At 52.0% G+C, this 12,377-nt stretch carries 15 protein-coding genes; 6 read left to right on the forward strand and 9 right to left on the reverse strand.

The genetic code is table 11. The features are described from left to right. Positions 1-74: 74 nt before the first annotated feature. From nanA to zapE, 7 genes are all read right to left on the reverse strand, one after another. Entirely contained in the window at positions 75-974 is a 900-nt protein-coding gene (nanA, locus tag HYQ67_RS18880) for an N-acetylneuraminate lyase (protein WP_202306151.1), read from the reverse strand. A gap of 180 nt (positions 975-1,154) precedes the next feature. Next, on the reverse strand, positions 1,155-1,937 hold the full coding sequence (locus tag HYQ67_RS18885; protein ID WP_202306153.1) for a transcriptional regulator NanR: 783 nt from the start codon (positions 1,935-1,937) through the stop codon (positions 1,155-1,157). Between the two features lie 210 nt (positions 1,938-2,147). Further along, a complete protein-coding gene (gene sspB / locus HYQ67_RS18890) occupies positions 2,148-2,651 on the reverse strand; it encodes a ClpXP protease specificity-enhancing factor (protein ID WP_202306154.1) in 504 nt (167 codons plus the stop codon). 3 nt (positions 2,652-2,654) lie between these two features. Next, positions 2,655-3,296 carry a stringent starvation protein SspA gene (sspA, locus tag HYQ67_RS18895; RefSeq protein WP_202306159.1) on the reverse strand — a complete coding sequence of 214 codons (642 nt, stop codon included), beginning with the start codon at positions 3,294-3,296 and terminating at the stop codon, positions 2,655-2,657. A 322-nt stretch (positions 3,297-3,618) separates the two neighbouring features. Continuing rightward, positions 3,619-4,011 (reverse strand): 30S ribosomal protein S9, encoded by a 393-nt coding sequence (gene rpsI, locus HYQ67_RS18900; RefSeq protein WP_202306161.1) that lies wholly within the window; start codon positions 4,009-4,011, stop codon positions 3,619-3,621. Between the two features lie 15 nt (positions 4,012-4,026). Next, positions 4,027-4,455 (reverse strand): 50S ribosomal protein L13, encoded by a 429-nt coding sequence (gene rplM, locus HYQ67_RS18905; RefSeq protein ID WP_202306163.1) that lies wholly within the window; start codon positions 4,453-4,455, stop codon positions 4,027-4,029. A gap of 226 nt (positions 4,456-4,681) precedes the next feature. Beyond that, the gene (gene zapE / locus HYQ67_RS18910; RefSeq protein WP_202306165.1) at positions 4,682-5,809 is read right to left on the reverse strand and encodes a cell division protein ZapE; all 1,128 of its coding nucleotides are present in this window, start codon (positions 5,807-5,809) and stop codon (positions 4,682-4,684) included. Positions 5,810-5,988: 179 nt separating this feature from the next. Between zapE and zapG the strand changes: the two genes are divergently transcribed. The 3 genes from zapG (at position 5,989) to degS (ending at position 9,093) form a co-directional block, all read left to right on the forward strand. Further along, positions 5,989-6,390 (forward strand): Z-ring associated protein ZapG, encoded by a 402-nt coding sequence (gene zapG, locus HYQ67_RS18915; protein ID WP_202306167.1) that lies wholly within the window; start codon positions 5,989-5,991, stop codon positions 6,388-6,390. A gap of 177 nt (positions 6,391-6,567) precedes the next feature. Further along, the gene (gene degQ / locus HYQ67_RS18920) at positions 6,568-7,938 is read left to right on the forward strand and encodes a serine endoprotease DegQ (protein ID WP_202306169.1); all 1,371 of its coding nucleotides are present in this window, start codon (positions 6,568-6,570) and stop codon (positions 7,936-7,938) included. A gap of 87 nt (positions 7,939-8,025) precedes the next feature. Further along, entirely contained in the window at positions 8,026-9,093 is a 1,068-nt protein-coding gene (gene degS / locus HYQ67_RS18925) for an outer membrane-stress sensor serine endopeptidase DegS (protein ID WP_202306170.1), read from the forward strand. Between the two features lie 62 nt (positions 9,094-9,155). On the opposite strand, the gene mdh is transcribed toward degS, so the two are convergent. Continuing rightward, entirely contained in the window at positions 9,156-10,094 is a 939-nt protein-coding gene (gene mdh, locus HYQ67_RS18930; RefSeq protein WP_202306171.1) for a malate dehydrogenase, read from the reverse strand. A gap of 432 nt (positions 10,095-10,526) precedes the next feature. Here mdh and argR point away from each other — a divergent pair, with 432 nt between their 5' ends. The 3 genes from argR to yhcN (HYQ67_RS18945) all read left to right on the forward strand — a co-directional run bounded on the left by argR (position 10,527) and on the right by yhcN (HYQ67_RS18945) (position 12,025). After that, positions 10,527-10,997: a transcriptional regulator ArgR gene (argR, locus tag HYQ67_RS18935; RefSeq protein WP_202306172.1), complete on the forward strand. Its 471-nt coding sequence runs from the start codon at positions 10,527-10,529 to the stop codon at positions 10,995-10,997. Between the two features lie 373 nt (positions 10,998-11,370). After that, on the forward strand, positions 11,371-11,634 hold the full coding sequence (gene yhcN / locus HYQ67_RS18940; protein WP_202306214.1) for a peroxide/acid stress response protein YhcN: 264 nt from the start codon (positions 11,371-11,373) through the stop codon (positions 11,632-11,634). Positions 11,635-11,758: 124 nt separating this feature from the next. Then, on the forward strand, positions 11,759-12,025 hold the full coding sequence (gene yhcN / locus HYQ67_RS18945) for a peroxide/acid stress response protein YhcN (RefSeq protein WP_202306173.1): 267 nt from the start codon (positions 11,759-11,761) through the stop codon (positions 12,023-12,025). Between the two features lie 48 nt (positions 12,026-12,073). On the opposite strand, the gene HYQ67_RS18950 is transcribed toward yhcN (HYQ67_RS18945), so the two are convergent. After that, positions 12,074-12,346 carry a barstar family protein gene (locus HYQ67_RS18950; RefSeq protein WP_202306174.1) on the reverse strand — a complete coding sequence of 91 codons (273 nt, stop codon included), beginning with the start codon at positions 12,344-12,346 and terminating at the stop codon, positions 12,074-12,076. Positions 12,347-12,377 lie beyond the last annotated feature (31 nt).

A 12,377-nucleotide genomic window follows, 5' to 3' on the forward strand; every position in this document is an offset into this window, starting at 1 on the left:
CGCGGGTAGTCAGCTACCCGCCCTTTGGTTAGGTCTGGAAGTCGTAGCAATGCCGGGCTGCCCGGCATTACGGATCAGAATGAAGCGCGTTCCGCCTGCAGCTTAAGCGCCAGCGCCTTCAGCTCCGGCAGATACTGCTCATCCACCGGTGCGAAAGGTTTCCGGCAAAGCGGTACGGCAACGATATCCATGTAGTGCAGCAGCGTTTTCAGGCCGCGGAATACACCAACTTTGATCAGCAGGTCGATGACTTGGTTGCACTCGCTTTGTAGCTGCATGGCGCGCGACACATCACCTTCCTGAATGGCCCGTTTGATGGCCAGATAGCGCCAGCCCATCACGTTATAAGTGCTGCCGATGCCGCCGTCGGCCCCCGCCAGCAGACCGGAGGCAAAAATTTCATCATAACCGTTGTAAAGCACCAGATCGGGATGCGCACGGCGGATCTTTTCCATTTCATACAGATCGCCGGAGGTTTGTTTCAGTGCGCCGACGCCCGGCAGGCTGATAAGCGTGGCAATCTGATCCAGCGTCAGCTTCACGCCGCTGAGCGCCGGGATGTTATAGACCACCATCGGCAGCCCGCTTGAGGCGTCGATAACCGCACGGTAATGATCGCAGTGCTCGTTGAAGCTGAATGGATAGTAGAACGGCGTGACGGCCGAAACGGCATCAAATCCATAGCGATGCGCGGCGGCTCCCAGAGTCTGGCTTTCCTGGGTGCTGATGGCACCGACGTGGGCAATCAGCGTGACTTTACCCTTCGCCTCCTCGGCAACGATCTCGAGCACCTGCTCGCGCTCCTGAATGCTTTGCAGGAAGGCCTCGCCGGTCGAGCCGCCGACATACAGGCCATCCACGCCCTGCTCAATGTTGAAACGCACCAGACGGCGCAGGCTGTCCGTATCCACCTGCTGCTGCTGATTGAAAGGAGTGAGCAGTGCCGGCATCACGCCCCGAAGATTCTGTGTCATATACGCCTCTTTATTGTATGGTTTTCGCTCATTTCGATATACCTTTATACCTGTTATACCAGAACAAAAAGTAAACGCCATAACGTGATGCGGTCAGGATGTGATCCTGTTCATAGGAAATAATGATGGGTATGAATGAGTGCGGAGTGCCTGCGGGGTATATCGCAGATCGCTTCGGATCTACTTTTTCGCTGAACGCTTACCCGGAGATCTGTAATAAGCGGCAAAAACGCTTTTCAGGTGAGCTTTCAGCGCGGCGTCCGCGGCGTCCGGATCGCGGGCCTCAATCGCCCTGTAGATCTCAATATGCTGCTGGTAGCTGACATTGTTGTGTGCGTGCAGCTCTTCCTGGGGAACCGCGGGACGCGCGGCAATCAGCCAGTCCAGCAGCGCTACGTGCACGGCCATAAAAATAGGGTTGTCGGGGATTTCTGCCAGCTCGCGGTGGAATTCAATGTCTGAGCGGATAAACAGCTCGTTATCATCCAGCGACTGGCTGTTCATCTCCAGCGCCTTGCCAAGCCGGGCTATTTGCTCGTCTGATGCAAACTCAGCCGCGTAGCGAACCAGGCTGGATTCGAAAAACAATCTTAACTGCTCGAAATGCGCAATGCCGCCAGGACGGGAGAGGAAGTCTATTGCCACACCGGACAGTTCGCTAATGATGGTATCGGCAGAAGGACGAGAGACTCTTGCCCGCTCTCCGTTGCTGATTTGCACCAGTCCTTTGCGCTTGAGCGCAGCCAGTGCCTCACGTACTGAAGGGCGGCCAACGTTGAAGAACGCCATTAGTTCACGTTCGGAAGGAAGCTGTTCGCCTTCGGCAAATTCCCTTCTGCGGATCATCTGTTCCAGCTCTTCTTCCACCATGTCTGAGAGCTTTTTACGCGCAAGCGGGCGACGGCGCATCGAGTGTCCGATGGTGTCAGTCGTCTCAGCTGGCTGGTCGTCAAAAGTGCTCATAGCGTCAGAGTCAGGCCGTGTAAAGGGATGGAAAAGCGCAAAGTAGCTTTTAAATCATAACACAGCAAGGGGGGAGTTACGAAAGAAGAGGGGCTGGCAACGGGCAATAAAAAAGCCAGTCGTAAGACTGGCTTCAGACTGATGACAAACCTACCGCTAATAAGTTTCGTAAAGATCTCACCGAATAAATAACAAGGCTGGCCCTGGAAGTTACTTCACTACACGCAGAGCCGGACGGCCACCGCGTGGAGGAGGAGTGTCGTCCGGACCATCGTCGTCTTCGTCATGATCCGGGCGATCGCCATCGATCACCTGCATCACCATTTCCGGCTCGGCGGGAACTGGACTTTGCTCATCATCGTTATGACTTGCAACATCGCCGTCATAGCTGGCTTCTGGCTCGAACATGGTGCCGGCGCCATTCTCGCGAGCGTAAACCGCCAGCACCGCAGCCATAGGAACGAAAACCTCTCGAGGTACGCCGCCAAAGCGCGCGTTAAAACGCACTTCGTTGTTGCCCAGCTCCAGATTGCCTACCGCACGCGGTGCGATATTCAGAACGATTTGCCCGTCGCGTGCATATTCCATTGGCACATGCACGCCTGGCAATGTCACATCCACAACCAGGTGCGGCGTGAGCTGGTTATCCAGTAGCCACTCGTAAAAGGCACGAAGCAGATAAGGACGACGCGGTGACAATTGCGACATATCCATCAATTAGCCTCGGGTGTGCAGACGCATTTCGCGCTCAGGTTCGGTCAGAGAGGCCAGGAAGGAGTCACGCTCGAACACGCGAGTCATGTAACCTTTCATCTCTTTGGAGCCTGCACCTGTCAGCTCGATACCCATTTGCGGTAAACGCCACAGCAGCGGTGCGAGGTAGCAGTCTACCAGGCTGAATTCATCACTCAGGAAGAAAGGCTTCTGAGTAAAGACAGGTGCGATAGCCAGCAGCTCTTCGCGCAGCTGTTTACGTGCCGCGTCAGCTTCCTGAGCAGAACCGTTCACCACTTTGTTCATCAGGGTGTACCAGTCTTTCTCAATGCGGTGCATATACAGGCGACTTTCACCACGAGCAACAGGGTAAACCGGCATCAGCGGTGGATGCGGGAAACGCTCATCAAGATATTCCATGATGATGCGGGATTCCCACAGGGTCAATTCGCGGTCAACCAGGGTCGGTACGCTGTGATTTGGGTTGAGGTCAATCAGATCCTGAGGCAGGTTATCCGTTTCCACATGCTCAATTTCAACGCTAACACCCTTTTCAGCCAGCACGATACGTACCTGGTGGCTATAGATGTCAGTAGGACCGGAAAACAGCGTCATTACCGAACGTTTGTTGGCAGCGACAGCCATGAAAACCTCCAAGTTTATTCAGAAAATTACTGCTAATAGCCGCAAGCGCGGCAACTAACCTGACTGTTAATTACCCATCTCACGCCGGACTGCCATCAGTTGCCAGAAACCAAGGCGAAAACAGACTGATGCCGACATTTGGGCAGAAAATTGGTTGATAGTTTACCAGATTTTAGCAGTTTTGTGGGGAGTGGTTCCTGATTTTGAGAAAATGCACTGCATTATCAGGAAGTTAAGAGCAATAATATAAATTTCAGACATAAAAAAACCCGGTACAGGACCGGGTTTTTGCCAATTGCCTTTCTGCGTGAGCAGAGAACAATTAACGCTTGGAGAACTGAGGACGACGACGTGCTTTACGCAGGCCGACTTTCTTACGTTCAACTTCACGAGCATCACGAGTAACGAAGCCTGCTTTACGCAGTTCGCCACGCAGGGACTCGTCATATTCCATCAGAGCGCGTGTGATACCGTGACGGATCGCACCAGCCTGACCGGAAGAACCACCACCTTTAACAGTGATGTACAGATCGAATTTCTCAACCATATCAACCAGTTCCAGCGGCTGACGAACTACCATGCGGGCAGTTTCACGACCGAAGTACTGTTCCAGAGAACGTTGGTTGATAACGATTTTGCCGCTGCCCGGTTTGATAAACACGCGAGCTGCGGAGCTTTTGCGGCGACCAGTGCCGTAGTATTGATTTTCAGCCATTGCCTATAATCCCGATTAAATGTCCAGAACTTGCGGTTGCTGTGCCGCGTGGTTGTGCTCGGTGCCCGCGTAAACTTTCAGTTTACGGAACATAGCACGACCCAGCGGGCCCTTTGGCAGCATGCCTTTAACCGCGATTTCAATCACACGCTCAGGACGGCGGGCAATCATCTCTTCAAAGGTCGCTTGTTTGATACCACCGATGTGGCCGGTGTGATGGTAATACACTTTGTCAGTACGCTTGTTGCCGGTTACAGCAACTTTTTCTGCGTTCAGAACGATGATGTAATCACCAGTATCAACGTGCGGAGTGTATTCCGCTTTGTGCTTACCGCGCAGACGGCGAGCCAGTTCAGTAGCCAGGCGACCTAAGGTCTTACCTTCAGCATCAACAACATACCAGTCGCGCTGTACGGTTTCTGGTTTAGCTGTAAAAGTTTTCATTAAAAGCTTACCCAATATATAGTTACACGTTGGTGAACACCCAAACGTTTAAAATCAGTTGAGGTTCACGCGACATTGTCCAGCAAACCTACCCCTTCGAATAGCCTATGCCGGCACGACAAAAGTTTTGGGAAAAAAACTTTGGTTGTAACGTGGGGTCGCAAGATTATAGAGAAGTCACCTTCAAAGGTCGACCCTTTTTATGACTCAATCCACATTATCTGCCTCACGGCATGTGTGGCTGGCGCAAATACTCCTCACTTTGCATTTCCTGCAGGCGTGAAAGGCAGCGCTGGAATTCGAATTTCAACCTTTCCCCTTGATAAATATCGAATAACTCTACCTGCGCGGAAACCACCAGCTTGACGTGGCGTTCGTAAAACTCATCCACCAGCGCAATGAAGCGACGGGCTTCATTTTCAGTAGAGACCGTCATCACCGGGACGTTAAACAATAAAACGGTATGGAAAAGGCGCGACAGGGCGATGTAGTCGTGCTGGCTACGGGCATCTACGCACAGGGTTTTGTAGTCAACGGCCAGCGTCTGGTTAGCCGTGCCCAGCGTCTGAAGCGGGCGATGGTTAACTTCCAGGACTGGTTCCCCGGCCCGCGGTTCACCAGCAAGCGCGGTGTAAAGCCGTTCCATTTGCGAAGCTGTTGCGGCATCCAGTGGCGCCAGCCACAAATGAGCCTGGGTCAGCGTGCGCAGGCGGTAATCAATGCCCGCATCCACGTTCATCACGTCACAATGGCTTTTCAGCGCGTCAATAGCTGGCACAAACCGTGCGCGCTGTAGGCCGTTCCGATAGAGCTCATCAGGCGGGATGTTCGACGTTGCCACCAGGGTAATACCACGGGCGAACAGCGCTTTCATTAATGTGCCGAGCAGCATGGCATCGGTAATGTCAGTCACAAAAAACTCATCGAAGCACAGCACGTCCGCCTCAGCTTTAAAACTATCGGCAACAATTTCCAGCGGGTCGGTCTGGCCCTGTAACTGGGTCAGCTCTTCGTGTACCCGCAGCATAAAGCGATGAAAATGGAGACGCAGTTTGCGGTCACCCGGCAGGCTCTGGAAAAACATATCCATTAGCCATGTTTTACCCCGCCCCACTCCCCCCCACATATACAGGCCTCGCACAGGTTCGCCGTTGCCAGAGACGACGCGCTTGCTCAATAATTTGCCAAATTTGGCCATTATTCCGCCAGCCGGAGCTGTTTCGGAACATTTACTTGTCAGCTCCTGATAGATGGCATCAAGACGAGTTACGGCTTCGCGCTGGACGTCGTCAGGTTGATGGCTTCCCTCGGTGAGAGCGTGTTGGTAGCGCGATGCAGGGGAGTGATTTTGCATGGTATTATGGTCTTCCCTTAAAAATCGTATTGCCGTTTGCAGGTGGTCTGAATGGACAGATGGCAAAAAAAAGGTCGTTCTACCCTAAGCGATGCTGCGTCAGGATTCCACTTCTCTTAGGTTAGCGGTTATAGTGGCTACATTACCCTTACGGAAACACAAGATAGCGGGAGAAGTTCATGACCTGGGAATATGCGCTCATTGGATTAGTTGTCGGTATTATTATCGGTGCCGTCGCCATGCGATTTGGCAACCGTAAGCTTCGTCAGCAGCAGGCTTTGCAGTATGAGCTTGAGAAAAACAAAGCGGAGCTTGAAGAGTACCGTGAGGAGTTAGTCAGCCACTTTGCCCATAGCGCAGAGCTGCTGGACAATATGGCGCACGATTACCGTCAGCTGTATCAGCACATGGCCAAAAGCTCCAGCAGCCTGCTGCCTGAGCTTTCTGCGGAAGCCAACCCGTTCCGCAACTGTCTGGCGGAATCTGAAGCCAGCAACGATCAGGCCCCGGTGCAAATGCCGCGTGATTACTCGGATGGGGCATCTGGTCTGCTGCGTTCTGAACGCGCTAAACGCGATTAATCACAGTTATCATATTTTTTTCCTGGGGCATGCCTTTCATGCCCCAAATCTTCCTTCCCCACGGCTATCATCTAAGTATCTCTACTTCATACAACGACATTGTTACCCGGCTGATATTTCAATAACATCGAGTGTTATCGGGTTTCCCTTTTTCCAGGCCACGAGAGCAAGCCATCAATGAAAAAACAAACACGGTTATTGAGTGCGTTAGCGTTAAGTGTCGGGTTAGCTCTGGGCGCATCACCCTTTGCGGTCGCCTCTATTCCTTCCCAGGTGCCTGGACAGCCGGCATTGCCAAGCCTTGCGCCAATGCTTGAGAAAGTATTGCCTGCGGTCGTCAGCGTTCAGGTGGAAGGAACAGCCGCCGCGCCGGCCCAAAAAGTCCCGGACGATTTAAAGAAGTACTTTGGTGACGATCTCCCACCGTCTGACGCACAGCCTTTTGAAGGGCTGGGTTCTGGCGTCATCATCAACGCTGCAAAAGGGTACGTGCTAACTAACAACCACGTCATCAGCCACGCCGAGAAAATCAGCGTGCAGCTTAACGACGGGCGTGAATTCGAAGCCAAACTGATTGGCGGAGACGATCAAAGCGATATCGCGCTGATCCAGCTGCAAAACGCGACAGGGCTGACGCAAATCGCCGTAGCTGATTCCGATAAACTCCGTGTAGGCGATTTTGCCGTTGCGGTCGGCAACCCGTTTGGGCTGGGTCAGACGGCCACATCTGGCATCGTTTCGGCCCTTGGCCGCAGCGGTCTGAATCTCGAAGGGCTGGAAAACTTTATCCAGACCGATGCCTCCATCAACCGGGGTAACTCCGGTGGCGCACTGTTGAACCTCAATGGCGAACTGATCGGCATAAACACGGCCATTCTTGCGCCGAGCGGCGGCAGCGTCGGTATCGGCTTTGCTATCCCAAGCAACATGGCCCAGACGTTGGCCAAACAGCTGATGGAATTTGGTGAAATCAAACGTGGCCAGCTGGGTATTAAAGGCACCGAGATGAGCGCCGATATCGCTAAGGCGTTTAACCTCTCTCTTCAACGCGGCGCATTCGTGAGCGAAGTTTTACCGCAGTCCGGTTCAGCCAAAGCGGGCGTGAAAGCAGGTGATGTGATCACCAGCCTGAACGGCAACCCGTTGAACAGTTTTGCTGAGCTGCGGGCTAAAATCGCCACCACAGAGCCGGGAACTGTCGTTAAACTCGGTCTGTTACGCGACGGTAAGCCGCTGGAAGTCAGCGTAACGCTCGATAAGAGCACCGCATCGTCTGCCAATGCAGAACTGATAGCACCAGCGCTACAAGGCGCGTCGCTTAGCGATGGACAGCTGAAGGACGGTTCCAAAGGCGTGAAGCTCGACAGCGTTGAGAAAGGGACGCCAGCGGCGCAGGTCGGGCTGCACAAAGATGATGTGATTATCGGCATCAATCGCGAGCGAATCCGCACCATTGCCGAGCTGCGTAAAATGCTGGCGACCAAACCGCCGGTCATCGCACTGCAGGTTGTGCGTGGCGAAGACAGCATCTATTTGTTATTGCATTAATTTGGTCAGTAATCGGACATCGTGAGTACGATGTCCGATTAACTCATGCTATTCTGCCTTCGATTTCTCATTGATTAAATTAAACCCATGTTTCTGAAGATTTTACGATCGGTGGCGATCGGGCTGATTGTGGCCGCAATACTGTTGGTTTCTTTGCCTTCATTGCGCCAGAAGATTGCACCTCTCGCGCCATCGAAGTTTGACAGTGCCGATGAAACACCGCTGAGCTATAACAATGCGGTGCGCCGGGCTGCGCCTGCCGTAGTGAACGTTTATAACCGCAGCGTGGGAAGCAACACCCAGAACCAGCTGGAGATTAAAACCCTTGGCTCCGGGGTGATCATGGATGACCGCGGCTACATCATCACCAACAAACACGTGATCAACGATGCGGAACAAATCATCGTTGCCCTGCAGGATGGGCGCGTATTTGAAGCTTTGCTGGTTGGCTCGGACAATCTCACCGATTTAGCAGTACTGAAAATCAACGCCACCGGGCTGCCCATTATTCCTATCAATAGTAAGCGTCAGCCGCACATCGGCGACGTGGTGATGGCCATTGGCAACCCGTACAATCTGGGCCAGACGATTACTCAGGGCATTATCAGCGCCACGGGCCGTATTGGCCTTAGCCCATCCGGCCGCCAGTCTTTCCTGCAAACGGATGCTTCTATCAACCACGGTAATTCCGGCGGTGCGCTGGTGAACTCGCTGGGTGAGCTGATGGGGATCAACACCCTCTCCTTTGATAAGAGCAACGATGGTGAAACGCCGGAAGGTATCGGCTTTGCTATCCCGACCCAGCTTGCGACGAAAATTATGGACAAGCTTATTCGTGATGGCAGGGTGATCCGTGGCTATATCGGTATCGGCGGGCGCGAGATTACTCCGCTACACGGTCCGGCAACGGGCATCGATCAGATCCAGGGGATTATCGTCAACGAAGTTTCCCCTGATGGTCCGGCGGCAAAAGCAGGTATTCAGGTCAATGACGTGATTGTCTCTGTAAATCATAAACCAGCCATCTCCGCGCTGGAGACGATGGACCAGGTGGCAGAGATTCGCCCAGGCTCGGTGATCCCGGTAGAAGTGATGCGTGAAGATAAGAAACTCATGCTGCAAGTCACTATTCAGGAATATCCCGCGGGGGGATAAATCATCCTCAGGCATAAAAAAACCGGAACTGATGTTCCGGTTTTTTTTCATCTCTTAGACGATCACTTATTAACGAATTCTTCGCCCAGGGTGATGTCTTTCTTCAGCGTATCCAGCATACCTTCCAGCGCCTGATGCTCAAACGCGCTCAGTTTGCCGTAGGATTTGTGCTCAGCGATACCATTTTTACCCAGCAGCAGCGGCTGAGAGAAGAAACGAGCGTGTTCGCCATCGCCTTCCACATAAGCGCACTCAACCACATTGCTCTCGCCCTGCAGCGCACGCACCAGTGACAGACCGAAACGTGCTGCGGCCTGGCCCATAGACAGGGTTGCAGAACCGCCACCAGCTTTAGCTTCAACAACTTCGGTGCCAGCGTTCTGAATGCGTTTGGTCAGGTCGGCCACTTCCTGCTCGGTAAAGCTCACGCCCGGGATCTGGGACAGCAGCGGCAGAATGGTCACGCCAGAGTGGCCGCCAATAACCGGGACTTCAATCTCGGTTGGCTTTTTACCTTTCAGCTCACCAACAAAAGTGTTGGAGCGGATGATGTCCAGCGTGGTCACGCCAAACAGTTTGTTCTTGTCGTATACGCCTGCTTTTTTCAGGACTTCAGCAGCGATAGCAACCGTCGTATTGACCGGGTTAGTGATGATCCCGATACAAGCTTTCGGGCAGGTTTTCGCGACCTGCTCGATGAGGTTTTTCACGATACCGGCGTTAACGTTAAACAGGTCAGAGCGATCCATACCTGGTTTACGGGCAACCCCTGCGGAAATCAGTACCACGTCAGCACCAACCAGTGCCGGGGTAGCATCTTCACCGCTGAAACCTTTGATTTTAACATCTGTAGGGATATGACTAAGGTCAACCGCAACCCCAGGGGTTACCGGTGCGATGTCATATAATGAGAGTTCTGAACCTGAAGGCAGTTGGGTCTTGAGTAGAAGGGCAAGCGCCTGGCCGATACCGCCTGCCGCGCCGAGGACTGCAACTTTCATCCTAAACTCCTTATTATGGTTAGCAAATACGTGCCGTAACTCCATGCGGTGGCGACCATAATCCAGAGAGGGGGGTAATTACAATCTTCCCGCCCGCAGAGTGCGACGTTACGCATTCCTTGAACGTTACTGCTGCATTTACTCACCGGGTGGAAATGACGCCTGAGCGCCCGGTCACTACCTGATATTGTCACATCAACGGCGGTTACATTACACCGTAGGCATGCATCAAAACAACATCATTTTGATAACATTTATTTCACTTTGCGGCTTATTTGCGAGTCGTGACGCAGGCATGTTCCTCGATAACGAAATTTGATAAAATCCCTCTCTTTCATAACATTAATTCAGGCTTATTATGCCGTTCGCATTTGCATAAAAATGCATTTAAATGCATAGTGATGTTATTACCCCCCTGATTTATGGTGATTCATGCGTAATTCCTCAAAACAAGAAGAACTGATTAAAGCCTTTAAGGCACTTTTGAAAGAAGAAAAATTCAGCTCGCAGGGTGAGATCGTTCATGCGCTGCAAAACGACGGCTTTGAAAACATCAATCAGTCCAAAGTCTCCCGCATGCTGACGAAGTTTGGTGCGGTACGTACCCGAAACGCGAAAATGGAGATGGTTTACTGTCTTCCCGCAGAGCTTGGCGTGCCGACAACTTCCAGCCCGCTAAAGAACCTGGTGCTGGATATCGACTATAACGATGCCGTTGTCGTCATCCACACAAGCCCTGGTGCCGCGCAGCTGATCGCACGCCTTCTGGACTCACTGGGTAAAGCGGAAGGGATCCTTGGCACCATTGCCGGGGATGACACCATCTTCACGACACCAGCCAATGACTTCACGGTGAAAGAGCTTTACGAAGCGATTCTGGTTCTGTTCGAACAGGAACTTTAATCTTCACGCTGCCCGCTTCGTGCGGCGGGCTTCGATTCTCATCGCCTTCACTTCTTCTGCTTGTCCTCTCCGCCTGACCCCCCACGTTTAGCCGTAAGCTATAAGTTTTTTGAATAATGGTATGTATTGTTTAGTACCGCACAAAAAGCCAAAGATTCCTATCCTCATGATTTTACTTATATTTAACATTTAAATAGCAATAAAAGCTCATTTTTAATAACCAGACGTAATAAAAAAAGCTTCTTTTAACGTAAAGTTTCATTGGGAATTGTTAGCAGGGTATTAATTTTTACCGTTACTAGTGTATACTTGATTTTGTGATGAGGGTCACGAAACGCAGACCCAAACAAAAGAATACGACGAGGTAAAAATGATGAACGTGAAAAATACTTTAGTAGCTGCAAGCCTGCTTTCCATGCTGTCGTTTGGCGCTTTTGCTGCCACTTCTGTTAACGCAGATCAGGCACAAAACATGCAATCCGTCGGTACGGTTTCCATCAGTGGTGTCGGTAGTTCACCTATGGATATGCACCAGAAGCTGGAACAAAAAGCCACTCAGGAAGGTGCTTCTTCCTACCGCATCATCGAAGCGCGCTCCGGTGACCAGTGGCACGCCACGGCTGAACTGTATAAATAAGCCCACCGCCATCTAAGCAAGATTACGATTAAATTTAACAAATACGTTCGCTCGACGACCCCAAGAACAATAAAAGCAGTACAGCCCTTCCGGTCGTCGTCAACATTATTGAGGAGTCGATATCATGAAAACCAAATTAACCATCGCGGCCATTAGCCTTCTGTCCGTTCTCTCTTTTGGCGCTAACGCAGCAGCACAGCAGATTTCCAGCGAACAAGCGCAAAACATGCAGTCTATGGGGAGCATTTCCATCAGTCAGGTTGGTAGCTCACCAATGGATATGCGTCAGGAGCTGTCACAGAAAGCGACTGAGCATGGCGCTTCAGCTTACCGAATTACAGAGGCTCGTTCTGGCGATACCCGTCACGCAACGGCTGAGCTGTATAAATAACCCTCGTCGTCACGTCCGACGACTTTGCCCCCGCTCGCGGGGGCTTTTTTATGCCTGCACGTTAAAGCGCAGCTGCCCTTCCAGCTCTTCTTCCGCCTCGTCGAACAGCAAAATTAACGCGCCGTAACGACGCCTTTGCATCTCCGGCAGGTTAACAAACTCAATCTCAACCGGCAGCGGCAAACCTCCACCAATCACCACATCCCACAGACTGTCGAGATCGTGCACCTGTTTTTTCTCCAGCGCAAAAGTCTGGATAAAGTGGCGATAGAATCCTGGCTGGTCTTCTATCTGATTAAAATCAAAAGTATATTTTTTCATTTCCTGCCACCCCACCGGAATATGCCTCACG

The organism is Dryocola clanedunensis subsp. sulfonylureivorans, assembly GCF_016756775.1.
Lineage (GTDB): Bacteria > Pseudomonadota > Gammaproteobacteria > Enterobacterales > Enterobacteriaceae > Dryocola > Dryocola clanedunensis.